21 protein-coding genes are annotated in these 24,139 nt (G+C 65.1%); 13 read left to right on the forward strand and 8 right to left on the reverse strand.

Annotated features, from left to right (window positions below):
• The first annotated feature begins 68 nt into the window (after nucleotides 1-68).
• Complete coding sequence (locus QWJ37_RS03990; protein WP_290244239.1) at nucleotides 69-1,043, forward strand: hypothetical protein; 975 nt, start codon at nucleotides 69-71, stop codon at nucleotides 1,041-1,043.
• Here the strand turns inward: QWJ37_RS03990 and QWJ37_RS03995 are convergent.
• From QWJ37_RS03995 to QWJ37_RS04010, 4 genes are all read right to left on the reverse strand, one after another.
• Nucleotides 1,040-1,525 (reverse strand): HIT family protein, encoded by a 486-nt coding sequence (locus QWJ37_RS03995; protein ID WP_290244241.1) that lies wholly within the window; start codon nucleotides 1,523-1,525, stop codon nucleotides 1,040-1,042. The genes QWJ37_RS03990 and QWJ37_RS03995 overlap by 4 nt on opposite strands.
• Nucleotides 1,526-1,532: 7 nt before the next feature.
• The gene (locus QWJ37_RS04000; RefSeq protein WP_227902401.1) at nucleotides 1,533-1,961 is read right to left on the reverse strand and encodes a hypothetical protein; all 429 of its coding nucleotides are present in this window, start codon (nucleotides 1,959-1,961) and stop codon (nucleotides 1,533-1,535) included.
• A gap of 94 nt (nucleotides 1,962-2,055) precedes the next feature.
• Nucleotides 2,056-2,685: a putative glycolipid-binding domain-containing protein gene (locus tag QWJ37_RS04005; protein ID WP_227928687.1), complete on the reverse strand. Its 630-nt coding sequence runs from the start codon at nucleotides 2,683-2,685 to the stop codon at nucleotides 2,056-2,058.
• A 22-nt stretch (nucleotides 2,686-2,707) separates the two neighbouring features.
• Nucleotides 2,708-4,117 (reverse strand): PucR family transcriptional regulator, encoded by a 1,410-nt coding sequence (locus tag QWJ37_RS04010; protein WP_290244245.1) that lies wholly within the window; start codon nucleotides 4,115-4,117, stop codon nucleotides 2,708-2,710.
• 148 nt (nucleotides 4,118-4,265) lie between these two features.
• Here QWJ37_RS04010 and QWJ37_RS04015 point away from each other — a divergent pair, with 148 nt between their 5' ends.
• The 3 genes from QWJ37_RS04015 to QWJ37_RS04025 all read left to right on the forward strand — a co-directional run bounded on the left by QWJ37_RS04015 (nucleotide 4,266) and on the right by QWJ37_RS04025 (nucleotide 8,926).
• Entirely contained in the window at nucleotides 4,266-5,696 is a 1,431-nt protein-coding gene (locus tag QWJ37_RS04015; protein WP_227902398.1) for a gamma-aminobutyraldehyde dehydrogenase, read from the forward strand.
• A gap of 48 nt (nucleotides 5,697-5,744) precedes the next feature.
• The gene (gabT, locus tag QWJ37_RS04020) at nucleotides 5,745-7,100 is read left to right on the forward strand and encodes a 4-aminobutyrate--2-oxoglutarate transaminase (protein ID WP_290244247.1); all 1,356 of its coding nucleotides are present in this window, start codon (nucleotides 5,745-5,747) and stop codon (nucleotides 7,098-7,100) included.
• Between the two features lie 179 nt (nucleotides 7,101-7,279).
• Nucleotides 7,280-8,926, forward strand: a complete 1,647-nt coding sequence (locus QWJ37_RS04025) for a CAP domain-containing protein (RefSeq protein ID WP_290244249.1) — start codon at nucleotides 7,280-7,282, stop codon at nucleotides 8,924-8,926.
• A 127-nt stretch (nucleotides 8,927-9,053) separates the two neighbouring features.
• Here QWJ37_RS04025 and QWJ37_RS04030 read toward each other — a convergent pair whose 3' ends face one another.
• Together QWJ37_RS04030 and rarD are read right to left on the reverse strand one after the other, a co-directional pair.
• Nucleotides 9,054-10,907 carry a DUF222 domain-containing protein gene (locus QWJ37_RS04030; RefSeq protein ID WP_290244251.1) on the reverse strand — a complete coding sequence of 618 codons (1,854 nt, stop codon included), beginning with the start codon at nucleotides 10,905-10,907 and terminating at the stop codon, nucleotides 9,054-9,056.
• Nucleotides 10,908-11,064: 157 nt separating this feature from the next.
• Nucleotides 11,065-11,922: an EamA family transporter RarD gene (gene rarD, locus QWJ37_RS04035; protein ID WP_290244829.1), complete on the reverse strand. Its 858-nt coding sequence runs from the start codon at nucleotides 11,920-11,922 to the stop codon at nucleotides 11,065-11,067.
• Between the two features lie 384 nt (nucleotides 11,923-12,306).
• Between rarD and QWJ37_RS04040 the strand changes: the two genes are divergently transcribed.
• The gene (locus QWJ37_RS04040; protein ID WP_290244253.1) at nucleotides 12,307-13,728 is read left to right on the forward strand and encodes an FAD-dependent oxidoreductase; all 1,422 of its coding nucleotides are present in this window, start codon (nucleotides 12,307-12,309) and stop codon (nucleotides 13,726-13,728) included.
• 219 nt (nucleotides 13,729-13,947) lie between these two features.
• Nucleotides 13,948-15,345: a GAF domain-containing protein gene (locus QWJ37_RS04045; RefSeq protein WP_290244830.1), complete on the forward strand. Its 1,398-nt coding sequence runs from the start codon at nucleotides 13,948-13,950 to the stop codon at nucleotides 15,343-15,345.
• Here the strand turns inward: QWJ37_RS04045 and QWJ37_RS04050 are convergent.
• A complete protein-coding gene (locus QWJ37_RS04050) occupies nucleotides 15,342-17,057 on the reverse strand; it encodes a DHA2 family efflux MFS transporter permease subunit (RefSeq protein WP_290244254.1) in 1,716 nt (571 codons plus the stop codon). The two genes, QWJ37_RS04045 and QWJ37_RS04050, sit on opposite strands and share 4 nt — an antisense overlap.
• A gap of 171 nt (nucleotides 17,058-17,228) precedes the next feature.
• Here QWJ37_RS04050 and adh point away from each other — a divergent pair, with 171 nt between their 5' ends.
• The 7 genes from adh to QWJ37_RS04085 all read left to right on the forward strand — a co-directional run bounded on the left by adh (nucleotide 17,229) and on the right by QWJ37_RS04085 (nucleotide 23,347).
• On the forward strand, nucleotides 17,229-18,752 hold the full coding sequence (adh, locus tag QWJ37_RS04055; RefSeq protein WP_227902391.1) for an aldehyde dehydrogenase: 1,524 nt from the start codon (nucleotides 17,229-17,231) through the stop codon (nucleotides 18,750-18,752).
• Between the two features lie 59 nt (nucleotides 18,753-18,811).
• Complete coding sequence (gene adhP, locus QWJ37_RS04060; RefSeq protein WP_290244257.1) at nucleotides 18,812-19,831, forward strand: alcohol dehydrogenase AdhP; 1,020 nt, start codon at nucleotides 18,812-18,814, stop codon at nucleotides 19,829-19,831.
• Entirely contained in the window at nucleotides 19,831-20,244 is a 414-nt protein-coding gene (locus QWJ37_RS04065) for a DUF779 domain-containing protein (protein WP_227902389.1), read from the forward strand. Before adhP ends, QWJ37_RS04065 begins: the two co-directional genes overlap by 1 nt.
• A 96-nt stretch (nucleotides 20,245-20,340) precedes the next feature.
• Nucleotides 20,341-20,691 carry a hypothetical protein gene (locus QWJ37_RS04070; RefSeq protein WP_227902388.1) on the forward strand — a complete coding sequence of 117 codons (351 nt, stop codon included), beginning with the start codon at nucleotides 20,341-20,343 and terminating at the stop codon, nucleotides 20,689-20,691.
• A 289-nt stretch (nucleotides 20,692-20,980) separates the two neighbouring features.
• Complete coding sequence (locus QWJ37_RS04075) at nucleotides 20,981-21,280, forward strand: DUF4193 domain-containing protein (RefSeq protein WP_227902387.1); 300 nt, start codon at nucleotides 20,981-20,983, stop codon at nucleotides 21,278-21,280.
• A gap of 118 nt (nucleotides 21,281-21,398) precedes the next feature.
• Nucleotides 21,399-22,013 (forward strand): nucleotidyltransferase family protein, encoded by a 615-nt coding sequence (locus tag QWJ37_RS04080; RefSeq protein ID WP_290244259.1) that lies wholly within the window; start codon nucleotides 21,399-21,401, stop codon nucleotides 22,011-22,013.
• A 143-nt stretch (nucleotides 22,014-22,156) separates the two neighbouring features.
• Nucleotides 22,157-23,347, forward strand: coding sequence for a TerC family protein (locus QWJ37_RS04085; RefSeq protein ID WP_227902385.1), 1,191 nt, complete (start codon nucleotides 22,157-22,159; stop codon nucleotides 23,345-23,347).
• 123 nt (nucleotides 23,348-23,470) lie between these two features.
• On the opposite strand, the gene QWJ37_RS04090 is transcribed toward QWJ37_RS04085, so the two are convergent.
• Nucleotides 23,471-24,112: a hypothetical protein gene (locus tag QWJ37_RS04090; RefSeq protein ID WP_227902384.1), complete on the reverse strand. Its 642-nt coding sequence runs from the start codon at nucleotides 24,110-24,112 to the stop codon at nucleotides 23,471-23,473.
• Nucleotides 24,113-24,139: the final 27 nt, after the last annotated feature.

The following is a 24,139-nucleotide window of genomic DNA, read 5'->3' on the forward strand; positions in this document are numbered from 1 at the left end:
GTTTTCCGCGTTCCGTGCGATTCTCGGCACTTATGGGAGGCGTGGCTGAAATCCGGAGGGGGAACAAAATGTCCCAGATTATGTCGACGCACCGGAAAGCGCCGAACGGACGTACGGGCGGCGCAGCCGTGCCAACCGGTACGGAACATACCCTGTGGTGGGTGCTCACGGTGCAGCCGGTTCGTCCGGAGATCTGCGACGCCGTGGTGCGGCAGATCGTCACGCCGCTCATCGGCCAGGCCCGGGTGTGGGGGGCGGAACGCTGCTTCTACCGGTGCCTCGACAATGTCTCCCCGCACGTCCAGGTGCATTTCCTGGTCCGTAACGGCGTTGCCGGCCGGCTGAAGCCCTTCGCCCAGGCGCTTGCCGCGCAGTGCGCACCGGAGCTGGGCGAGGTGCGGATCTCGGAGCAGAATGCCGGTGCGTATCCGCCCCGCCGGGCCGAACCGGCGTCGCCTGCCGTCGAAGAGGCGCTGGCACTGTTCGGCGGCCCGGAAGGCATCGCCCTGACCTGCGATGTGGAGGAGCTTTCCTCCGACCTTGGTGCGTGGGCGCTCGGCCGCTTTACCACTGTCGATTCCCGTTCACCGTTCGCCGCGCTGCTGCTTTTCGACACCGCGCACGCCATGATGCACGGTCCGCGGTCCTCCCTGTGGCCGGACCGCCGGGCTCCGAGCTGGGGCTACTACTGGACCACCCACCTGAACAGCTGCACCGTGTCCTTTGGTCCCCTGGCGGAACGTGCACGGATTGCCCTGAAGGCCCGGACGGTTCCCCGGATTGTCCCGGCACACCGGCAGATGGCCGCGATCGCCTCGGAGCCGTCCGTGGACGCCTGGCGCAAGCGGTGGACCCGTGCCATCGATACCTATTTGTACCGGGCGGACAGGGCACGGATCAGCCGCAGCGCGCAGTTCCTGGCCGTGTACCAGAGCCGCCAGCTGCTCAACCGCTTTGGTATTTCCCCCACGGAGGAAGCAGTACTCGGCCTCCACGCATATGCCTGGAGCAAGGAGCCGGAGCCCGGGTTGCCCCGCGGTTAGAGGACGGCGCGCAGTTCAGCGGCCTTGCGGGCACGCACCGCCGGCGGCACGATGGGCCGTTTTGGCGTGAAGTAGAGCCCGTCATCGGTCCAGCGCGGCAGGATGTGCTGGTGGTAGTGCCAGACATGCTGGCTGCCCGCCGGTTCGTTGTGCTGGCGGGTGGTTACGCCATCGGGGGACCACGCCTTCTTGATCGCCACTGCCATATCCCGCGTCACCACCATGATCCGGGCGGCGACGTCGTCGGGCAGTTCGTAGAGCAGTTCATAGTGGGCCCGCGGCGTGACCAGCACGTGGCCCGGCTCCGGATCGAAGCCGTGGGATGCAATGAAGGCGAGCACCAGGTCATCCGAATAGATCAGGTCTCCGGCCTCGCAGAGGTTCCCGGCGAAGCGAAACTCTCCGGACGCGAGATCGCAGAACGGGCATTCATAACCCTGCGGAGCGTGGCTCTTCCAGACGGTTTCACTCGCTTCCCTCATCGAATGCTCAGTCCTCGTCCTCATCCTCTTCGAAAATCCACTCGAACATGTCCAGCACGTACTCGCTGAGCGTGCCTTCCTCGCTTTGCCAGTCTCCGCGGGCATTGTTGCGGCGCCACACAATCGGATCCGGCACATCCAGCTGGTCCTCGCGGATACCCCAGACAAACTTCTCATCCTCGTCCTCGAGGAAAAGCAGGTAGCCGTCTTCAATTTCAAGCTCATCCGGATCCCAGAAGAAGTGGAAGGCCTCCATCAGGTCTTCGCAACCGCCCAGCGCCAGGTAGAACTCACGCAGGACCAGCGGGATACGGAAATCGTGCTCAGCCAGCATCGCATCGAGCTCCGGCTCGGGGATGCCGTCTTCCTCGCGCCAGTTGTCCTCAAGGTACTTGGGGACCAAGGCGCGGAATCGATCCAGGAAAATTTCACTCATGTGGTCTCCAAGCGTGCGGTGAGTGGGTGTATTCCAATCCTAGCCGTGCCGGGGGACAAGCTGAGCCGAAACTGCACTGCCACGGAGGTGATGCCTAGGGCAGGCGGGTCGCCATCCCCGGGTAGTCGATGACGGTGCCGTCGGAGTCGACTTTCAGCTCGGCGGTAAATCCGTGGCTTTCCGAGCTGTAGAGCACGACGGCGTGTCCGGCCTCGGGGGAATATGCCCGGACCTGGGAGTAGACCTGGCGGCTCGGCACCACCCGCAGGCTGGGCATTTCCACCCACGCCATGGTCAGCTGCGTCTCGTCCGGGGGAGCGGACTCATTGAGCAGGTCCAGCCGCAGGATGGGCATGGTGTTTGTGGCGGGGCACAGCGCAACGTCGCAGTCCTGCGCCTCATCGAGGCTGCGTGGGTCGCTGATGCCCGGTGCCGGCAGATCGACGGTGCCGTTCTGTGTTGTCTCCGCTGACCAGCGTCCCTCAATGCTGCGTTCGAGGCGCAGGGTGCGGGACCAGCCGTCTCCGGTGACGGATACGGAAAGCTGGCTGGTGACCCAGCCCGGAATGGTGGACAGCGTCCAGGATGCTGTGTACTCCGCGCTGACGGACGTCCCCGCGGCGGCGAGCTCCCGGTCGCGGAAAGACAGGACAGCAGTGTCCGTTCGGTCCGGATCATCCTGTCCCTGCCAGCGGATGGTCCTGGCCAGTGCGGTGCTCGTCATTCCTTTAGGCTAACGGCAAGTCTCAACTGCCAAGGCGGCGAACGTTCAGCGCAAGGTACAGATGGACCCGGTCCGCAGTAACCGCCGGGTCATGCCCGGTGAGTTCGGCAACCTGTGACAGCCGGTACCGGACCGTGTTGCGGTGCAGTCCCAGATCCGCTGCCACGGCAGCCACTGAGCCGTTATGCAGCAGGTACGCCTCCAAAGTGGGAATCAGCTGTGCACCGTGTGTGCTGTCAAACGCTTCCAACGGGTCCAGGGCTTCGGCAGCCAGGTCCGCCAGCGGAACATCACGGCTGGACATCAGCAGGGACGGCAGGCTCAGGCGTTCGGGTTCGTTGACGGCGGCCCCGCGCTGGAGCGCCTCACGGGCCTCGTAGTAACTCCAGCGCAGTCCGGCGGGTCCCGTATAGGCCCCGCCTATCCCCACTGTGGCCGTCAGTCCCGCGGCGAAAAGATAGGTGCTCAGCGCCTCTGCCAGGGACACTGTTTCCCCGGCCGGCACCACCACGGACAGCTGCTGGTCATGAATGGCGGATGGGGTGGCCTCGAAACCGGCAGGCAGCGGCAGGGCGGGAAGCTCGCGCACCTGCCCCGATGCAACGGCTACCAGCAGCACGGCGTGCCGCCGGTCGGTATCAATGCCGGCCGGACGCAGCCGTGCCGCTGCGTCAGGTCCGGACAGCCGGCCGTCCACTACATCGTTCAGAAGCCGGCCGGTGACTTCCCGTTCGCTGGCGCGGTGGACCGCCCGGTTATTCAGCTCCACGCCGACCAGGCTCCGGGCATACTCCACGATGTCCGGCTGCACAAAGGGCTCGGCTATGGCCAGGGTGCAGCGGTCCCGCCGTCCGGTGGCCACGGGGAAACGCCGCCAGCTGGCGTCCGGCTCAGCGGTGGCAAAAACGCACGCTCCGTATTGGAAGAGTGCCACATCAGCGGAGACCAGCAGCGCGAGTTCCTCGAGCAGGCGGGACAGTCCCTTGCCGCTGAGCAATGCACCGGCCAGGACCTGGTGCCCGGAAAGCAGCCGGTGCAGCTGGGACACATGGTCCGAGGAAAGGGAATCCGCGACAAGCTTCCCCAGTGCCATAAACGGGGTGTTGTAGGGGACTTCGAAAACGGGGATGCCCAGCCGGTCCGCTTCCCGGAGCAGGCCGGCGGGTACCGCACTGTGGCCCAGTCCGGTGCCGAATCCAATGCCCAGCGCGCCTGCTTTCGCCACGTTCTGCACGAAACTGCGCTGGACGTTCCCGCTGGTGTGCCGCACTCCCGTAGTCAGCACCACCTCACCGCCACCCAGGAAGGGAGAAGGATCCTCCAGTTCCGTCACGGCTACCCATTGGATGGGCTCCCGGGGAAGCGGGGCCGAGCCGTGGCGGACCAGGTGCAATCCGCCGGCAGTCAGCAAATCAGCGAGTGTGATGGACATGACCCAACTATAAGAGTGAAGTCCTTGGGCAACTGCACCGAATGGCGGCCATGCCCCTGTGCGGATGTCTCTGGATGTGACCTGAGCCGCACAGTAGGTTGGGGATACTCCGGGGCACGCCCGGACCGCTTGTGAAAGGACCTCCGGCATGGCACAGACTCTGCAGAACTTCATCAATGGCGAGTTCGTCCCCTCCCGGGGCACGAACGTGGTGGACATCGTCAACCCGACCAACGGAGAAGTTGTGGCCGTGTCCCCGGTGTCCGTCCAGGCCGACGTCGATGCCGCCATGAGCGCCGCCGCTGATGCGTTCACGGCCTGGAAGCGGACAACGCCCAGCGAGCGCCAGCTGATGCTGCTCCGTCTGGCCGACGCCTTGGAAGCCAACTCGGAGGAGCTGGTGGAGGCCCAGCATCGCAATACGGGCCAGGTCCGTTCGGTGATCGCTGCCGAGGAGGTTGCCGTTGGTGCCGATCAGCTGCGGTTCTTCGCCGGTGCCGCCCGGCTGCTGGAGGGCAAGTCCGCCGGCGAATACCTTGAAGGGCACACCTCCTTTGTCCGTCGCGAGCCAATCGGCGTCGTCGCCCAGGTTGCACCGTGGAACTATCCGCTGCTGATGGCCGTCTGGAAGATCGGTCCGGCGCTCGCCGCGGGCAACACCGTGGTGCTCAAACCTTCGGATACAACGCCCGAATCCACGCTGGTGCTTGCCCGTCTGGCCGGGGACATCTTCCCCGCCGGCGTGCTTAATGTGGTGCTGGGGACCGGCGAGACCGGTGCGCTGATGGTGGAGCACCCCGTGCCCGGGCTGGTCTCCATCACCGGGTCGGTGCGGGCCGGCATCGCCGTTGCCTCCGGTGCCGCCAAGGGCCTCAAGCGCGCCCATCTGGAACTGGGCGGCAAGGCTCCGGCCGTGGTCTTTGCCGATGCTGACCTGGACCGCACCGCACAGGCAGTGGCCGAGTTCGCGTTCTTCAACGCCGGCCAGGACTGCACCGCCATTACCCGGGTGCTGGTGGAAGACGCTGCCCACGATGCTCTCGTGGAAAAGCTCGTTGCTGCTGCCCGGGAGCTGAAGACCGGAAGCGACAACGACGAAGACAACTATTTCGGCCCGCTGAACAACATCAACCACTTCAATGCCGTCAATGCGGTTATTGAAGCACTCCCGGCGCACTGCACGGTGGAGACCGGCGGCAAGCGGGCCGGTTCCAAGGGCTTTTTCTTCGAACCAACCGTCATCACCGGTGCCCGTCAGGAGGATGACATTGTGCAGAAGGAAACCTTCGGGCCGGTCATCACCGTGCAGAGGTTCGGCAGTGAGGAAGAAGCCGTGGAGATGGCCAACGGGGTGGAATACGCTCTGGCCTCCAGCGTCTGGACCACTAACCACGGCAGGGCCATGCGCCTGTCCCGCGATCTGGACTTCGGAGCGGTCTGGATCAACACGCACATCCTCCTGACCGCCGAGATGCCGCATGGCGGTTTCAAGAATTCCGGCTACGGCAAGGATCTCTCGATGTACGGCGTGGAGGACTACACCCGGATCAAGCACGTGATGACCGCCCTGGATGCCTGAGTCCAGCACCCTTTTGATGTTCACAGCACTTTCCTGAGAGGCCGCGCCATGACCACGCCCATCATCACCCCGACTTACCGCATCGAGCAGAAGCGCCGGATCAGCGGTTCCTTTCCGGGTCCGAAATCCGCCGCGCTCGAGGCGCGCCGTGCGGCCGTCGTGGCCCGGGGAGTCGCTTCCACCGTTCCCGTCTATGCTGCCGACGCCGACGGCGGGATTGTTGTCGACGTTGACGGCAATGCCTTTATCGATCTGGGGTCCGGCATTGCCGTGACCAGCGTGGGCGCCTCGGACCCCGCCGTCGTCTCCGCCGTGCAGGAGCAGGCGGCGCACTTCACCCACACCTGCTTTATGGTGACTCCGTACGAGGGTTACGTGGCTGTCGCGGAGCGTCTGGCGGTGCTGACGCCGGGGGACTTCGATAAGCGGACCGTGCTGTTCAACTCCGGCGCGGAAGCGGTGGAGAACGCGGTAAAGATTGCCCGTTCGGCCACCGGCCGCGACGCCGTGGTGGCTTTCGACCACGCCTACCACGGGCGGACCAACCTCACCATGGGTCTGACGGCCAAGGCCATGCCCTACAAAACCGGTTTTGGTCCGTTTGCGCCGGAAATCTACCGGATGCCCATGAGTTATCCGTACCGCGAGGAAAACCCGGAGATCACCGGGGCAGAGGCTGCCGACCGCGCCATCCTCTCCATCGAGAAGCAGATCGGAGCCGACCGGCTGGCGGCACTGCTGATTGAACCTATTCAGGGTGAAGGCGGCTTCATTGTCCCTGCCGAAGGGTTCCTGCCGCGGCTGGCAGAGTGGGCTCGGGCCAACGGCGTGGTGTTTATTGCCGATGAAGTGCAATCCGGCTTTTGCCGCACGGGCGAATGGTTCGCCGTGCAGCATGAAGGGGTGGTGCCGGACCTGATCACCATGGCCAAGGGGATTGCCGGCGGGCTGCCTCTTTCGGCGGTCACCGGGCGTGCCGAGCTGCTCGATGCCGTGCATCCCGGAGGGCTTGGCGGTACCTACGGCGGCAACCCTGTGGCATGTGCCGCTGCCCTGGCCGCGATGGACACCATGGCGTCCCAGGATCTTGCCGGCAGGGCACGGCGGATCCAGGACCTTGTCCTTCCGCGACTTGCCGGCCTGGCGGAAGAGACCGGGATCATCGGGGATGTCCGCGGGCGCGGTGCGATGCTCGCCATGGAGCTTGTGGTGCCCGGTTCCAAGGAGCCCGACGCCGGTGCAGCGAAAGCAATAGCGGCGGCCTGTCTGCAGGCCGGCGTCATTGTGCTGACCTGCGGCACCTACGGCAATGTCATCCGGCTGCTGCCGCCTTTGACTATTGGGGAGGACCTGCTGCTGGACGCCCTGGACGTGTTGGCGGGAGCGGTGCGTACCGTCGCTTGAGAACTGCGGGGATCCGTTCGGCTGCTTCTGTTACAGGAGTTGCTGGTGTTGTTGGTGAGGCCTGACTGGTGTAGATTCGCTGGGCACCCCTTGGAACGGAAGGGGTGTTCCGCGGGTCGTCCGTTAGGGCCCCGCGTACTTAACCAGGACCCTGCGGGTCCGGACTCAGAGGACTCGTAGTGCGTGTAAGGAAATCTGTCAGTGCCCTGGCAGTTGCCCTGATCGCCGTAGTGAGCGCCCTGGTGGCGCTTCCCTCGGCATCGGCAGCGACCACGGAAACACAAGCGGCCAACCGGATATACAGCTTGATCAACAGCCACCGTGCCGATTCGGGACTGGCACCGCTGGCCTGGAATCCGCAGATCAGCGCTGTGGCGCAGGACTGGACTGCGGGATCCGCGGTCACTGCGGAGCTGGCCGGCGCGTACACCTTCGACCACAATGGCAGGCTGCCTGCTGGCTATCCTGCGGGTACGCAGGGCTGGTCAGAGAACATCGTCTGGAACAATAACGTGGACCAGGCATTTTCCTGGTGGGTTGGTTCCCCGGCGCACAACGCCAACATGCTGAATCCTTCCTTTACAGACGTTGGCATCGGCGCTGTCCGTCTGACGGCCGGCCCTAACAGCGGTTCCTACCTGATCACCGCCGACTTCGGAGCGTACCCGGCCGGTTCCGGCGGCGGGCTGCCGATAGTCAGCGATGCCGAAAAGGCAGAAGCTGAGCGGAGTGCCGCCGAGAAGGCTGCTGCTGAGAAGGCTGCGAAAGCTGCAGCGGACAAGGCTGCGGCTGACAAGGCTGAGGCTGACCGAGTTGCCAAGGCTGAGGCTGACCGAGTTGCCAAGGCTGCTGCGGACAAGGCAGCAGCGGAGAAGGCTGCGGCCGACAAGGCTGAGGCTGACCGAGTTGCCAAGGCTGCTGCGGACAAGGCAGCGGCGGAGAAGGCTGCGGCAGACAAAGCTGCGGCCGGCAAAGCTGCACAGAATTCTGAGGTAGACAAGGCAGCAGCAGAGAAGGCTGCCGCCGAGAAGGCTGCCGCCGAGAAGGCTGCGGCTGAGCGGATTGCCGCCGAGAAGGCCACGGCGGACAAGGCCGAGCGAGTTGCCGCCGAGAAGGCCGCAGCAGAGAAAGCAGCGGCCAAAGCCGAGGCTGACCGCGTCGCCGCGGAGCAGGCCGCCGCAGAGAAGGAGCGGCAGGCTACTTCGCCCGTACCTGCGACAACGCCTGCAGCACCGTCGGAGTCTCGGGCCAATAGTGAACCCGCGGCTGCCACGCAGCCCGAAGTCGAGGAAAGCGCCAAGGAACCGGTTGTGGAAGCAGCGCCGGCCGCCGATCCCATGGACCCGGCAGTGCTTAACGACTCTGCCCGCGGCAGCTTTGCCGCCGCGGCACATGGAAGCCTGTTGACGCTCAAGGGCCTGACCCCGAACGCTTCCTACCGTGTTGTCCTGCACTCCACCCCCGTGGACCTGGGCCTGATGACCGCGGACTCCCAGGGCATGATTGCGTTGGAGATTCCTGCCGAGCTCCCCGCCGGTAACCACCGAGTGGCCCTGTCCAGCAACGGTGAGTTCGCCGGTTGGCAGGCATTCTCCGTTGAAGCTCCGGTCACTGTCCTGGGTTCAGCCGCCACGGCTGCCACCGCGGATACGCAGGGTCAGCCGCACGGCACGCCTGCCGCCGCGGGCGCGGGCGACGCAGAAGGCCAGCTGGCCGCCACCGGCCTGAACTCCTGGCAGCTGATGACGGCTCTGCTTGGTGCGCTGCTCGTCGTGGCAGGTACCGCCGCCGTCGTGGCCGTCCGCAGGCGGACCGTTCAGGCATAGGCCACAGGCCCGGCCTCAATAACGTAGGCTCCTGGAATGCCCCACCCTCCGGTTTTCTTCGGCAGGGTGGGGCATTTCGTGTCTCAGCCGTGGAATGCGCATTAGGCTGCCCCGACCTTCCAGACTCTTAGCCCGGTTGGAAGTAGGTGTTCCGCAGGAGTCGCCGGTCAGGATCGACATAATCCGGAGGCCGGAACCACGGAATGCCGGACTGCATGGTCACCTGCCAGTTCCCGCGATGCACCAGATGATGGTGGAACGAGCACAGCAGTGCTCCATTCGCTATCCCGGTTCCGCCTCCGTGTTCCCAGAAGGTGACATGGTGCGCTTCCGTCCATGGCCCCGGAATAGTGCAGCCCGGAAAGGTGCAGCCATGGTCGCGTGCGAACAGTGCCTTACGAATATGCGGCGGAAACAACCGCGCAGACCTTCCCAGCTCCAACACCTGTCCCGATGTTCCCAGCACTGCCGGAATCAGATCGGCATCGCAGGCCAGTCTGCGTATGTCCTCAACCGGTAAAGGTCCCGAGAAGGCGGCCGTTCCCGGACGCGGAGTGTGTCTCTCCGGCCGTGCCTCTGGGGTCCCGGGGAAACCCACCTCGCCGTCCCCGGCCCGGACCCCGCCGCCTTCCTCCAGCTTTCCGCCGCTTCCGTCCCGGTTGCCGGCGACGGGTGTGTCTTCTACAGTGGCTCTACCCTGGTTGGTGATTCCTGCGAGTAGAGCCTCGTGACTGATATTCACCATCACCTGCGGGCGCAGACCGCCCGCGGCGGGTACCCCGCCCGAAGCGAGACCGGCACGAACTGCCCCGAGAAGGCCGTTCAGCAGTTGCTGCGGCCGGGTTGGCCCCGACACCGGCGCTGAAGCGGAACCCAGGACAGTCCCGGCTGGATTGGAGTTGTTTTCCGATGCTCCCTGCGGATCCGGTGCTCCCTGCGGATCCGGTGCTCCCTGCGGATCCGGTGCTCCCTGCGGATCCGGTGCTCCCTGCGGTTCCGCTGGTCCAGCCGCGGCCGGGCCGGTATCAGAGGTGGCGAGATTTCCTCTGCTGCAGTCGGCGGCGTCCTCGTTGGAGGGGATCATACGGGCTGCCTCAGCACGCGGATTTGCTCCGCTATTCATGGCCGTTGTGAGCGCCTCATGCTGTTCGCCGGTGCAATAAATATGCAGGTGGTTCAGTCCGTTCCTGCGGCGGCCGGGGAAAATCCCTTGGAATCGGGTGAGCTCCTTTTCGTCGGGAGGGGTTTCCTGGTCCAAAAGGGCGAGCCAGTGCTGCGCGGTACGGAACAGGAAATCATGGTCCTGCCTGGCCCCCACCGCAGCCAGCTGCTCCTCCATGGATTCCAGGGCATCAGCCTCCAGGCGCGGCTCTGCCTGCTCCAAGGACTGGACGATGAGCTCGGCCGCCGATATGGACAGCAGACCGCGGGAACACGTATCCGCCAGCAGGGGAAAGGGCGGCGGCAGAGGATGGCCGGTGATGCTGCTCCCCGGCAGGATGGCAGCGGCGAGGCCAAGACGCCGTTTTGCTTCGCCCCGGGATATCCGCAGGCGGGCCCGCAGAAAATCTGCCGTGCTCCGAAACTCCCGAAACTCACGGGACCGGCCTTGCGACGCGGTGCCTGCTGCGCCTACGGCAGCCGAGGCACCGGAATGACTATCCGTATCCGTGGCCCGGAGTTCCGAGGCTGCGGTGCCCGGCGGAGCGGGCGTTGTGCCCAGAGTCTCTGCGGGGCGATGCCGTTCAATAGCGCCCGCCAGAAGCAGTTGCAGGTACCCGGTGATACGGGACAGGTCTTCGACCAGGGAAGCTGCTTCGGCCGCCTCAGCAAGATTCAGAAGGCGCCATTCCCCGGACATGGACTCAGCAAGCCCCCGTGCCGCAGCGAGCAGAGCGGCCACATCGCCAACCGCGTCAGCTCCGGCTGGAGCCGCGCAGGGGTTCACCTGCTCCACCTGGGCCAATAGGTCTGCCGTCATGGGAGCAGTCTGCCCGGCAGCCGCTCAGGCCGGAAGGAGAATGTACCCAGTCTGGGCATAACCCGCGAGCCGCTGCGAAGATTTATCCGCTGTGGAGGCAGAGTGAGGCGGGATCCCTCGTCCCTGGACAGGCGAGCCCCCGAAAAACGGTCTGTACCTAAGCAGCGGCAGCAGCGGCACGCAGCCGGCGGTTGCGCCGTGGTCCGCCGATCATGTCGACGGTCAGGAGCACCAGTGCCAGCCAGACCAGCCCGAAACCGGCCCAGCGCTCGGGAGGCATGGCTTCCTTGAATACGGCGAGGGCGATGATGAACTGCAGCGTGGGTGCCAGGTACTGCAGCAACCCCACCGTCGAGAGCGGAAGACGGCGGGCCGCAGCACCGAAGAAAATGAGCGGGACGGCGGTGATGACACCGGAGGCAGCGAGCAGCCAAAAGTGTCCGGACCCGTTGGAGGTAAGCGTGGCCGCGCCGGTCACCGACAGCCAGATCATCACACCGGCGGCAATGGGAGTCAGTACAGCGGTTTCAATGGTCAGGCTGGACACGGCGTCGACTCGGGAGCCGATACCCTTCTTCACCAGTCCGTAGAAGCCGAAGCTGAACGCCAGCGCCAGGGCAATCCAGGGCATGTTGCCGTAGGCCAGGGCAAGGACGAGAACAGCTGTGAATCCCACGCCCATCGCGGCCCACTGGAGAGGGCGCAGCTTCTCCTTGAGCACAAGGACACCCAGCAGCACGGAAACGAGCGGATTGATGAAGTAGCCAAGGGCCGCTTCCACCGCGTGCCCGTTCAGGACGGCCCAGGAATAGGTGAGCCAGTTCAGGGCAATCAGCACGGCTGCCCCGGTCAGGGTACCTACTGTGCGGGGATTGCGGCCGGCAGCGAGCATTGGCTTCCAAGCACGCATGACTGTCAGGAGAATGGCGCAGAACGCCAGGGACCACACCACCCGGTTGGCCACGATCTCCACCGGTCCGGCCGGTTCCAGAACCATGAAGTACAGGGGCATCATGCCCCACAGGCCGTAGGCGCCGACACCAAACAGAATGCCGGGAAGGTTCTCGCGGCCGGTCGCCGGGGCAGTTGCAGACCCGGCACCCGCGGAGCCGGCGGTCCCCCCGCCGGACCCGGCAGAACCGCCGGACCCGGCAGATCCGCCAGACCCGGCAGATCCGCCCATGCGGGCTGCAGCGGCGTCGGGCTCGGCATTACGCACGCCGCGGAGGGCGGGGACAGGCTTTGAGAATGGCACGTGCTCGTTAACACACAATCTCGGGACCCTATTCCCGTGTCCGTTCGCGCGACCGTTTAGACGGCGGGGAAGCGGGCATTTAGAATAAATAACTGTGTGTTAATTGCGCACCTACGGACCTTTCGAAGAGAAGAAGGACTATCAGTGACTAACCCAGCCGCGGAGAGCGCCCAGCGTCCCTTGAGGGTCGCCATTATCGGTGCAGGCCCCGCCGGTGTTTACGCCGCCGACATCCTTACCAAGGCCGAGCGGGACTTCGAGGTCAGCATCGACCTCTTCGACCAGTACCCGGCGCCCTACGGCCTGATCCGGTACGGTGTCGCGCCCGACCATCCGCGGATCAAGGGCATCGTCAATGCCCTGCACAAGGTCCTGGACCGCGGTGACATCCGCTTCCTTGGCAACGTCAATTACGGCCGCGACCTGACGCTGACGGACTTCCGGCACTTCTACGACGCCATCATCTTCGCCACCGGTGCCATCAAGGACGCTCCGCTGAACGTACCCGGCCTAGAGCTGGAGGGTTCCTTCGGCGGCGCGGACTTCGTCTCCTGGTATGACGGACACCCGGACGTCCCGCGCGAATGGCCGCTGGACGCCAAGGAAGTAGCGGTGATCGGCAACGGCAACGTGGCCCTCGACGTCGCCCGCATCCTCTCCAAGCACGCAGACGATCTGCTCACCACCGAAATCCCCGCCAACGTCTACGAAGGCCTGAAGAAGTCTCCGGTCACGGACGTGCACATCTTCGGCCGCCGCGGTCCGGCGCAGGTGAAGTTCACTCCGCTGGAACTGCGCGAGCTCTCGCATTCGCGCGACGTCGACATTGTGCTTTACCCGGAGGACTTCGAGTTCGACGAAGGCTCCGACGAAGCGATCCGCACCAACAACCAGACCAAGACCATGGTCAACACGCTGACCAACTGGCTGGTGGAAGAACAGGACACCGGTGCCTCCCGCCGCCTGCACCTGCACTTCCTGCACAGCCCGGTGGAGATTTACGACGACGCCGAACATCCGGGCAAGGTCGCGGGCATGAAGTTTGAGCGCACCGAACTCGACGGCACCGGCAACGTCCGCGGCACCGGCGAAATCGTGGACTACCCCGTCCAGGCCGTGTACCGGGCCATCGGCTACTTCGGGTCCGAACTTCCCGAGGTGGGCTACGACGAGCGCCGCGGCGTGATCCCGAACGAGGGCGGCCGCGTGATCAACGAAGACGGCACCCCGGTACCGGGCATCTACACCACGGGCTGGATCAAGCGCGGCCCCGTGGGCCTGATCGGGCACACCAAGGGTGATGCCCTGGAGACCATCGGGTTCCTGTTGGAGGACCGGTTGAACCTGCCCGCGGCCTCGCACCCGGATCCCTCCTCCATCATCGAACTGCTGGAGGAACGCGGCGTTCCCTACACCACCTGGGAAGGCTGGCTGAAGCTGGACGCCTACGAGCGCAGCCTCGGCGCCTCCTACATCCACCCGGACCCGACTACCGGTGAACTCGTACGTGAGCGCGTGAAGGTAGTAGACCGTGAGGAAATGACCCGGATTTCCCGGGGAGAGTAAAGGCGCGGCTACTCTGGCCCCCGCCCGTCCGCGCATGGGAGCATGACATCCAAGAGTTGTGTTCCCTGACAGCGTCCGTCATGGACGGTGTCTGTTTATCAGCGTGGATAGGCGGGGGCCGTGCGCATTGCAGCGCAAGACGAGAAACCGGGCAGGCAGGACACCAGGCACTCCGGTGTCCTGCCGACAACGCCCGCGGATACCCTGCGCCACAACGCCATCAGGGCCCATGAATCGCTCGGATCGGGAACCGGCTGGCTGGAGCGGCTGAGGCCCTCGGTCCGTGAGTCCTGGCAGCGGTCCCTGCTGCACATTCCGGACCCCGACGTTTCCGGTGCGGAATTGGTGTTCGACGACGACGCCCTCCTTGGCTACCGTGCCGCCCACCCGCTCGCTGCCGTGATGCCGGTGATCCGCCGCCTGCTGGTGGAGCCGGGACAGGATGCCGGACTTTTGGTGGCCGTAGGCGATGAGCTGGGCCGGCTGATGTGGGTGGACGGCGACGCCGGCCTGCGCCGCCGGGCGGAGGGGATGCTGTTCGTCGCCGGAGCGGACTGGTCCGAAAGGACAGTGGGTACCTCCGCACCCGGCACGGCATTGGCCACGGCCGCAGACGTGCAGATAGCCGGGCCGGAGCACTTCAGCCGCCTGGCCCACTCATGGAACTGCACCGCCGTGCCTGTCCGGGACCCGGACACCGGAGTGGTGCTGGGCGTCGTGGACATCACGGGCGGGCCGGACGCGGTGGCGCCGCAGACGCTGGCCCTGGTGCGGGCAGCTGTGGCCGCAGCTGAGGCGCAGCTTCAGATCCAGCGGCTGCAGTTACGGCAGGGCCCGCTCCGGACGGCCCCCGTACCGGGTACCGCCCCGAACGGAACCGATCCCAACCGCACCGCCCCAAGCCGCACCGCCCCAAGCCGCACCGCCCCAAGCCGCACCGCCCCCCACCCCGCCGCTTCACGCCGCACCGCATCCGGCCCGCCGGCGGGAACCGGAGCGGACCACCTTTTTACGGACACCTTGGAAGTGCTGGGCCGGGATCACGCCATCCTGCATACCGGCGGCCGCTCCGTGGAACTCAGCTCCCGCCACGGCGAGCTGCTGACGGTGCTGGCCCTGCACCCCGAGGGGTTGACGGCCGGGGACCTGGCGGTGCTGGCGTACCCCGAAGGGTGCCCGGCGGGGACAGTCCGTGCCGAAATACTGCGCCTGCGCAATCTTATGGAGTCCCTGGCACCGACGCCCGCCACTGACGTGCTGGTTCCGCTCTCGCGTCCGTACCGGCTGTCCCGCCCACTGGTGGTGGACGCTGCGCAGGTTCTGCGCTTCCTGGAGCGGGGAGCGTACCGGGTTGCCCTGCGGATGTACCGGGGCCCGGTGCTTCCCCGCTCGGAATCCCCGGCCGCCGTCGGACTCCGCACCGAGGTCTCGGCGGTGCTGCGCGAAGCGATGCTCTCGGACGCCGGTGCGGATACCCTGTTGCAGTATCTGCAGCTGCCCGAGGCCGCGAATGACGTCGGGGCCTGGCAGCTCGCGCTGCGTCTGCTGCCCCCGCGCTCGCCCCGCCGCTCCGCCGTCGTCACTGCTCTGGAACGGATCGAGCGGGACCTGGCCTAACGCTCCCTGCCCGGCTGCGGCTGAATCCGCCGACGTGTGGTTTCTGGTTTCCGGCCCGGCTCCGCGGCGGTTCCCCCGGAGGCAGGCGGGGCCTCCGGGCGCCCGGAATCGTCCTTCCCAACGCCCTCATCTTCGGCCGGAACCGGATGGATCCTCAGGCTGGTGAGCAGCCCGATAACCAGCGCCCCGGCGGCAATCCAGCCGGCCAGCGAGGCTCCGTTGGTCATGGCGTCGCGGGCGGCGTCGGCAATGAATGCCGTGGCCGGGTTCTCTGCGAGCACGCTGATGGTGCCGCCGGAGGAGGCATCAACGGAGTCCACTGCCGGAGCCAGAGCCGGTGAGGCCGCCACTGCGTCGGCGGTGCCGTCCCGGGTACCGTCGCGCAGGGTGGTGAAAAACGCGGTGCCAAGGACGGCGATGCCCAGGGCGGAGCCGGTCTGCCGGGCGGTGCTTTGGGTCGCTGAGCCCTGCCCGCTGCGTTCGACCGGCACTTCGGCGAGGATCACCGAAGTCAGCTGGGCCGTGGCAAGACCCACGCCAAGACCGTACACAAAGAGCAGCGGCGAGGTAAGCCATGCCGTGCTGTCGGGACGGATCAGCAGCGCCAGCACGGCAATGCCCAGTACTTCCAGGCTTAGCCCGATGCGCACCACAATAATCGGGCTGTACCGCCGGGAGAGCCCCGCAACCGCACCGGAGGCCAGGAATGAGCCGGCCGCCAGGGGAAGGAGGGCCAGCCCGGCCTGGAACGCGGAGTAGCCCAGGACGTTCTGGAACCACAGCGGCAGGGAGAGGATCAGCCCGAACTCGCCGAAGCTGACGATCAGCGCGGTGAGGTTTCCGTTGGCAAAGGATCGGATGCGGAACAGGGACAGGTCAAGGATGACTCCCTGTCCGGCAAGTGTCCGCCGCCGCTGCGCGAGCACAAAGGCGGTAAGGGAGAGTACTGCGATCAGGAACACCCACGGAACAGGGGAGAGGGAGGCGACCGTGAAGGGCGCGTCTTCGGTGGGGGACCACCAGCCGTAGCTGCGGCCTTCGATCAGGCCGAACACCAAGGCACCGAAACCCAGAATCGAAAGCAGTGCCCCGCCGACGTCGAGCCGCTGGTCACGGCCGACCGTGGATTCCGAGGATTCAGCCACAAAAAGCAGCAGTCCCGCGATGACCAGTGCCCCGACCGGCAGATTGATGCCGAAGGCCCACCGCCAGCTGGCATTTTCAATCAGCCAGCCGCCCAGCAGCGGTCCCACCGCGGCCATGCCCCCGATGGTGGAGCCCCATACGGCGAACGCGATGCCGCGTTCACGCCCCTGGAAGTTGGCATTCAGCAGCGCCAGCGTGGTGGGCAGGATCATGGAACCGCCCAGGCCCTGCAGGGCACGGCCCAGGATCAGCAGCCCGCCGGAACCGGCGAGCGCACACATCAGGCTCGCGCCCACGAAAATGACGACGCCGAGGAGCATGATGCGCCGCCGTCCCACCCGGTCCGCAATCCGCCCCCAGGTCAGCAACAGGGCTGCAAAAAGGAGCGTGTAGATTTCCTGCACCCACTGAATCTGCGTGCTGGAAATGCCCAGGTCGCCCACCACGGAGGGAATGGCCACGGACACAATCGTGGCGTCCATGATGATGGTCGCTACCCCAAGGCTGATCGCCAGCAGCCCCCACCATCGATACCTGACATAGCGGCTCTGCTCGGGTGTGCCCACGGACGTCCTTCCACCGGGCCGCACGGCCTGCGGCTGAGGGCGGGCCGTCCGGATCCGACTGTCCCGCGTGGCCATAGTAGGGCCTGTGTGATGCAACGTACATGCAACGTTGCGCTGCCTACTCTCTCACTATCAGCACCGACACCGATGTCGATCACAGAAGGAGCGGAAATGAGTGTTTACGCGCAGCCCGGTACCGAGGGATCCAAGGTCAGTTTCAAGCCACGCTATGAGAACTGGATTGGCGGCGAATGGGTAGCCCCCGTCAAGGGCCAGTATTTCGAGAACGTCACTCCCGTCACCGGCCGCGTGTTCTGCGAGGTGGCCCGGGGAACCTCCGAGGATATTGACCTGGCACTGGACGCGGCGCATAAGGCTGCAGGCGCCTGGGGTAAAACAGCTGTGGCCGAGCGTGCACTGATCCTCAACCGCATCGCGGACCGGATTGAGGAGAACCTCGAGATGCTCGCCGTCGCCGAAACCTGGGACAACGGCAAGCCGATCCGCGAAACCCTCGCAGCGGACCTTCCCCTGGCGGTGGACCACTTCCGCTACTTCGCCGGAGCCATCCGCGCACAGGAAGGATCCCTCTCCCAGATTGACGACAACACCACGGCCTACCATTTCCACGAGCCGCTCGGTGTGGTGGGGCAGATCATCCCCTGGAACTTCCCCATCCTTATGGCCACCTGGAAGCTGGCACCCGCACTGGCTGCCGGCAACGCCATTGTGCTCAAGCCCGCCGAACAGACCCCGGCCTCCATCCTGGTGCTGATGGAACTCATCGCGGACCTGCTGCCGGCAGGCGTCCTGAACGTGGTCAACGGCTTCGGCGTGGAGGCAGGTAAGCCTCTGGCATCCTCGAACCGGATCCGCAAAATCGCATTTACCGGAGAGACCACAACCGGCCGGCTGATCATGCAGTACGCCAGCCAGAACCTCATTCCGGTCACGCTGGAACTGGGCGGCAAGAGCCCGAATATCTTCTTCGCTGACGTTGCCCGGGAAAACGATGCGTTCTACGACAAGGCGCTGGAAGGCTTTAATATGTTCGCCCTGAACCAGGGCGAAGTCTGCACCTGCCCCTCCCGGGCACTGGTACAGGACTCCATGTACGACTCCTTTATGTCCGATGCCCTGGCCCGCACCGCACAGATGGTGCAGGGGAACCCGCTGGACACCAACACCATGGTCGGTGCCCAGGCCTCCAACGACCAGTTGGAGAAGATCCTCTCCTACCTGGACATCGGCCGGCAGGAGGGAGCCAAGGTTCTCACCGGCGGTGAGCGCGCACATCTCGACGGCGACCTGTCGGAGGGCTTCTACGTGCAGCCGACCGTCTTCGAAGGCAGCAACAACATGCGCATCTTCCAGGAGGAAATCTTCGGACCCGTCGTCTCCGTGACCCGATTCTCGGACTACGGCGAGGCCCTGGCCATCGCCAATGACTCGCTGTACGGCTTGGGCGCCGGTGTCTGGTCCCGTGACGGCAACACTGCCTACCGGGCAGGCCGTGACATTCAGGCCGGCCGGGTCTGGGTGAATAACTACCACGCCTACCCGGCCCACGCCGCGTTCGGCGGGTACAAGTCCTCCGGCATCGGGCGGGAGAACCACGCCATGATGCTGGACCACTACCAGCAGACCAAGAACCTCCTGGTCAGCTACGCCGAAAACAAACAGGGCTTCTTCTAAGCAGCAAGGGACGCGCCTACGCTGGACTACCACGTACCACCGATCGAATTGAGGATCGAATGGCCAGCATGAAAGCAGCAGTTGTGAACGAGTTGGGCAAAGGGCTTTCCGTTGAGGATGTGGCGGTCCTTGAACCCGGACCGGGACAGGCGCTGGTCAAGCTCGTTGCGACCGGTGTGTGCCACACGGATCTGCACGCAGCGGACGGAGACTGGCCCGTTAAGCCGACACCACCGTTCATTCCCGGGCATGAGGGCGTGGGGGAAGTGGTGAAGGTGGGCGAAGGGGTCACGGATCTGAAACCCGGCGACATGGTCGGCAACGCGTGGCTGGCCTCCGCCTGCGGAGTCTGCGAATACTGCAGGACGGGCTGGGAGACGCTCTGCGAGGACCAGACGAACAGCGGCTATTCGGTGGACGGGTCCTTTGGCCAGTACATGCTGGTGGATGCCCGGTTCGCCGCGCGCATTCCGGAGGGGGCGGACCCGCAGGAAATAGCACCCGTCCTCTGCGCCGGTGTCACGGTCTACAAGGGATTAAAAGTCAGCGAGGCGCGCCCCGGACAATGGGTGGTCATTTCGGGGATCGGCGGCCTCGGCCACGTCGCAGTGCAGTATGCCAAAGCCATGGGCCTGCGCGTGGCCGCCGTCGATATCAGCGATGACAAGCTGGAGCTTGCGAAGAAATACGGAGCCGAGGTGACGGTCAACGCCAGCACCGAGGATCCTGCGGAAGCAATCCAGGAAAAGGTGGGCGGCGCACACGCGGTGTTGGTCACCGCGGTGCATCCGGCCGCTTTCGGGCAGGCAATCGGCATGGCCCGCCGCGGCGGAACCATCGTTTTTGTCGGGCTGCCGCCGGGGGATTTCCCTGCCCCGATTTTTGACATCGTGCTCAAGGGCCTGACCATCCGCGGTTCCATTGTGGGCACCCGCCAGGATCTGGCTGAGGCGATCGATTTCTACGATAGGGGCCTGATCCATCCCAATGTGAGCATCCGCAGCCTGGAGGAGATCAATACGGTGATGGATGAGTTGCGCGGCGGCCACGTCGACGGCCGGGTGGTGATCGGGTACTGATGGATACTGCTCCTGTTTCAACGCTCGACGCCGGTGCGGCGCTGCCCGGGGAGGATTTCTCCCGGGTGGCGCTCAGCCCCGCTGCGCAGGAACTGCTGCGGAGCCTGGTCAGGCAACACGGCCCGCTGATGTTCCATCAGTCCGGCGGCTGCTGCGACGGTTCCTCGCCGATGTGCTATCCGAAAGGCGAGTTCCTTACCGGGGACGCGGATGTCCTGCTGGGGGTGTTCAACCTGGACGGCGAGGACCTGGAATTCTGGATGTCCCGGGAACAGTTTGCCTACTGGAAACACACCCATCTCACCGTGGATGTTGTAGCCGGACGGGGAAGCGGGTTTTCCGTCGAGGCACCCGAAGGCAAACGCTTCCTGATCCGTTCCCGCCTGTTTGGCCAAGATGCGGATCCGTCCTGAAATAGTAAGCTGGCTGTTGAACCTGCCGTTCCGGCGGTAGGGTGCAAGTGGACGGAACTTATCGAGGCCCTGTGAGGGCAGGAGAAGAGGAAGACCATGGTAAAGAAGTTTGTATTTCTGGCCGGCATGGGCGTGGGCTACCTGGTGGGCTCCAAGGGCGGCCGCGAAAAACTGATGCAGCTCTGGAAGGACCCGAAGGTCCAGGACACGGTATCCCAGGGCACTGACTGGGCCAAGGAGAAGGCTCCGGGCCTGCAGGACAAGGTCACCGGCGCGGCCAAGGACGCTGCCTCCAAGGTCACCGGGTCATCCTCAGGATCCGATTCAGCTTCGGCGACGGCGGGCTCCGGCTCGTCTGCTGCAGGAAGCTCCGCCGGTGCCTCCGGCGGCTACACCTCCGGGGGAGACCACAAGATGTCTCCCGCTGAGCCGCAGCCGGAGTCATAACCGCACGGCACTGCGCAGCAAAAATTCATGCAGAAGGAGCGGACGGGCCCGGCCCGTCCGCTCCTTCTGCATGAGGCGCGAAAAAGGAACTGTGAACAACGGAACCTGTACGGGTACAGGCACGTTGGGAAGGCGGAGGTATTTTTGGGGGCCTGCGTGCGGAACCTGACGAAAAATGACTGCCGGAGCAGCTGATGGGAATACCATGCAGCGGAACAGCAGTTATGTTCGGCTAGTATCGAGTGCCCGGAAAGAACACAACTACGGATTTGGAGTGTGAGCCGAGAACATGGCTACAGATTACGACGCACCGCGCAAGACTGAGGAAGAAGCCGGCACCGCCTCCATCGAGGAACTCCAGGCCCGGCGCAGCGACAAGCAGTCTGCCGTAGTTGACGTCGATGAAGCCGAAGCAGCCGAAGGATTTGAACTTCCCGGCGCCGACCTCTCCGGCGAAGAACTGCTCGTACGCGTGGTGCCGCCCCAGGAAGACGAGTTCACCTGCAACTCCTGCTTCCTCGTCCGCCACCGCTCCCAGCTGGCCGTGGAAAAAGACGGCGTCGCTTACTGCAAGGATTGCGAGGGCTGATCAGCCTTGCCGCACGGTGCAGCCGCCCCGCTCCAGCCTGCGTGGCGGCTGCAGCGTTTTCAGCGTAGGAATCCCGGGTCCGTCCGGCCGCTGAGGGCGGCTACGGAAAGGGAAGCCGATGGGTGAGCCGGCGACGACGGCGGTACTGCTGGCTGCTGGGGCCGGCACCCGCCTGGGCCGCGGGCCGAAGGCATTGCTGCCCTTCCATGGCCGGCCCTTGGTGGAGCACCAAATCAGGGTCCTGCTGGCCGGGGGATGCAGGGACGTACTGGTGGTGCTGGGGGCCGGCAGCACCCGGATCCTGGCGGAAGCCGATCTGGCGGGTGCCAGTCCGGTGCTGAACCCGGACTGGCAGCACGGCATGGGCACCAGCTACCGGCAGGGTATGGCTGCCGCCGTTCAGCTGCGGCCCTCGGCGGTGCTCGTGGCACTGGTGGACCAGCCCGGCCTGACCGCGGCGGCGGTTTCCCGGCTCCGATCGTCCTGGCGGTCCGGACGGATTAACGCCGCCGGATACCGGGACGGTGATGGCAGGCTGCGGCGGGGCCATCCCGTGCTCTTTGATAGATCGCTCGCCGTCCGAAGCCTGGAATCCGGCGTGACGGGAGGGCAGGACACCGGCGCGCGGGCATTTCTGGCGTCCCACCCCGAGCTCGTGGACGTGACCGACTGCTCCGACCTCGCCGACGGACGTGACGTGGACACAAAAGCGGATTTGGTCCTGTTAGACTGAAAACTTCGTAGGGGAGTATCCCGAAACGCCGATATCCGTCAACACGTGGAGCACCGACGCTCCGCCGGGTTCAGCGGCCAGCATCATTTTGCTGGTGGGAGAGACCTATGCTCCTTTGGCGTACCCTACGAAAGCAGACCTTCATGACTGTTTCCCCCCTAGTCTGGGGAGTGACCATTGTTGTCATTCTGGGCCTTCTGGCCTTCGACTACTTCTTCCATATCCGCAAGGCCCACATCCCCACCCTGAAGGAAGCGGCCATCTGGTCCGCCATCTACGTGGGCCTGGCCATCCTGTTCGGCGTTGTTGTCTGGGTTCTGGGCGGCACCCAGATGGGCACCGAATACTTCGCCGGCTACATCACCGAGAAGGCCCTGTCGGTAGACAACCTGTTTGTCTTCCTGATCATCATGGCCAGCTTCCGGGTACCGCGTGAGGACCAGCAGAAGGTACTGCTTTTCGGCATTGTCTTCGCCTTGATTGCCCGCACCGGGTTCATCCTTCTTGGCGCCGCGCTGATCAACTCCTTCTCCTGGGTCTTCTACCTCTTCGGCCTGATCCTGCTGATCACGGCCGGCAATCTGCTCAAGCCCGAGAGCACCGAAGGCGACGACGAAGCGAACAACTTCGTCATTCGCCTGGCACGCAAGATCTTCCACACGTCGGATAAGTACGACGGCGACAAGATGTTCACCATCGAGAACGGCAAGCGCGTTCTCACCCCGATGCTGCTGGTCATGGTGGCCATTGGCGGTACCGACATCCTCTTCGCCCTCGACTCCATTCCCGCTATCTTCGGGCTGACGCAGAACGTCTTCATCGTCTTTACGGCCACGGCCTTCTCCCTGATGGGCCTGCGCCAGCTCTACTTCCTGATCGACGGGCTGCTGGACCGCCTCATCTACCTCAGCTACGGCCTCGCCACCATCCTGGCCTTCATCGGCGTCAAGCTTGTCCTGCACGCCCTGCATGAAAACACCCTGCCGTTCATCAACGGCGGCGAGCATGTTCCGGTCTTTGAAATCAGCACCGGCCTTTCCCTCTCCGTCATTGTGGGCGTCCTCGCGGTCACCGTGATTGCTTCCCTGGTCAGCCCCGCAGGCAAGGCCATGGCCGCCGTCAACAACGCACGCCGCCACGCCGACGCCTACCTGGACCTGTCCTACACGGCCGACCCGGGTGAGCGCGAGCGCGTCTACAAGGCTCTGTGCGACGAGGAGCAGGACATCATGAAGATGGACATCAAGTACCGCGACAAGGTCAAGGACATCGAAGAGATCCGTGAGACCGTGGCCCGCGCACATAGCGAGCACGAGCGTTACCTTTCCCGCTAGGGGCAAATACCTGCACTCACGTACCTAAAGATACGTACCTAAAAAAGAGGCATCCCGGGCAGCTGCCCGGGATGCCTCTTTGCTTTTTCCCCGCTGTCCGCGGGTCCGTCAGCGGCCGCGGGATCAGTGGTCAGTGTTCTGCCGCGGATCAGACTTCTGTGCCAGCCGGCCGTCCGCGCCTGCCCCGGAACGCCGGACCGCGGCGCCCAGGAATATCCCGGCGGCCAGGGCGCCAAGTCCCCCCGCAGCCAAATCGGCCATGGTGTCTTCGTAGCCCACGTTGATAGTCGCGTCCACGAAGGTGTGGCCCCACCATTCAGCCATTTCCCACAACACACTCAGGCCCAGGCCAAGTGCCAGAACCAACACCGGAACCACCAGCGGCAGGGACCGGGAGGAGCGGTGCGGGCGCCGGACCCCGGGGACCGCACCGAATTGCACCAGGAGGAAATAGGTCATCACGGCCAGGACTCCGGTTGTGGCGCAGTGGATCACCAGGTCCCACCAGGAGATACGGGCGTACAGGTCCGCAACGCTGCTCCAGGCCGCCAGCAGCAGCACCAGTCCGTAGACGGCATCAAAGCCCGGCAGCACGGTCAGGGCCCGGGCCACCAGCATGCCCAGCATCACCAGCAGGAACAGCGAGGTTTCCACCGGCCCGAGCAGTACCACCGCCGCCAGGATACTCAGCAGGCCCAGCACCCGTACGACGTCTGCGAGCAGTTCCTTCCGGCTCTCCGGGGCGCGGAGCAGTGCATCGATCATCCTCATACGGTAGCCCGGGAAGGCGGC

Origin of the sequence: Arthrobacter sp. YD2 (assembly GCF_030410475.1) — a bacterium.
GTDB lineage: Bacteria > Actinomycetota > Actinomycetes > Actinomycetales > Micrococcaceae > Arthrobacter_B > Arthrobacter_B zhangbolii.

What these genes read in the sequence shown, in the direction of transcription:
- QWJ37_RS03990 (WP_290244239.1), top strand. Translation starts at nt 69, where the DNA reads ATGTCCCAGATTATGTCGACGCACCGGAAAGCGCCGAACGGACGTACG.
- QWJ37_RS03995 (WP_290244241.1), bottom strand. Translation starts at nt 1,525, where the DNA reads ATGAGGGAAGCGAGTGAAACCGTCTGGAAGAGCCACGCTCCGCAGGGT.
- QWJ37_RS04000 (WP_227902401.1), bottom strand. Translation starts at nt 1,961, where the DNA reads ATGAGTGAAATTTTCCTGGATCGATTCCGCGCCTTGGTCCCCAAGTAC.
- QWJ37_RS04005 (WP_227928687.1), bottom strand. Translation starts at nt 2,685, where the DNA reads ATGACGAGCACCGCACTGGCCAGGACCATCCGCTGGCAGGGACAGGAT.
- QWJ37_RS04010 (WP_290244245.1), bottom strand. Translation starts at nt 4,117, where the DNA reads ATGTCCATCACACTCGCTGATTTGCTGACTGCCGGCGGATTGCACCTG.
- QWJ37_RS04015 (WP_227902398.1), top strand. Translation starts at nt 4,266, where the DNA reads ATGGCACAGACTCTGCAGAACTTCATCAATGGCGAGTTCGTCCCCTCC.
- gabT (WP_290244247.1), top strand. Translation starts at nt 5,745, where the DNA reads ATGACCACGCCCATCATCACCCCGACTTACCGCATCGAGCAGAAGCGC.
- QWJ37_RS04030 (WP_290244251.1), bottom strand. Translation starts at nt 10,907, where the DNA reads ATGACGGCAGACCTATTGGCCCAGGTGGAGCAGGTGAACCCCTGCGCG.
- rarD (WP_290244829.1), bottom strand. Translation starts at nt 11,922, where the DNA reads ATGATGCCCCTGTACTTCATGGTTCTGGAACCGGCCGGACCGGTGGAG.
- adh (WP_227902391.1), top strand. Translation starts at nt 17,229, where the DNA reads ATGAGTGTTTACGCGCAGCCCGGTACCGAGGGATCCAAGGTCAGTTTC.
- adhP (WP_290244257.1), top strand. Translation starts at nt 18,812, where the DNA reads ATGGCCAGCATGAAAGCAGCAGTTGTGAACGAGTTGGGCAAAGGGCTT.
- QWJ37_RS04065 (WP_227902389.1), top strand. Translation starts at nt 19,831, where the DNA reads ATGGATACTGCTCCTGTTTCAACGCTCGACGCCGGTGCGGCGCTGCCC.
- QWJ37_RS04070 (WP_227902388.1), top strand. Translation starts at nt 20,341, where the DNA reads ATGGTAAAGAAGTTTGTATTTCTGGCCGGCATGGGCGTGGGCTACCTG.
- QWJ37_RS04075 (WP_227902387.1), top strand. Translation starts at nt 20,981, where the DNA reads ATGGCTACAGATTACGACGCACCGCGCAAGACTGAGGAAGAAGCCGGC.
- QWJ37_RS04080 (WP_290244259.1), top strand. Translation starts at nt 21,399, where the DNA reads ATGGGTGAGCCGGCGACGACGGCGGTACTGCTGGCTGCTGGGGCCGGC.
- QWJ37_RS04085 (WP_227902385.1), top strand. Translation starts at nt 22,157, where the DNA reads ATGACTGTTTCCCCCCTAGTCTGGGGAGTGACCATTGTTGTCATTCTG.
- QWJ37_RS04090 (WP_227902384.1), bottom strand. Translation starts at nt 24,112, where the DNA reads ATGATCGATGCACTGCTCCGCGCCCCGGAGAGCCGGAAGGAACTGCTC.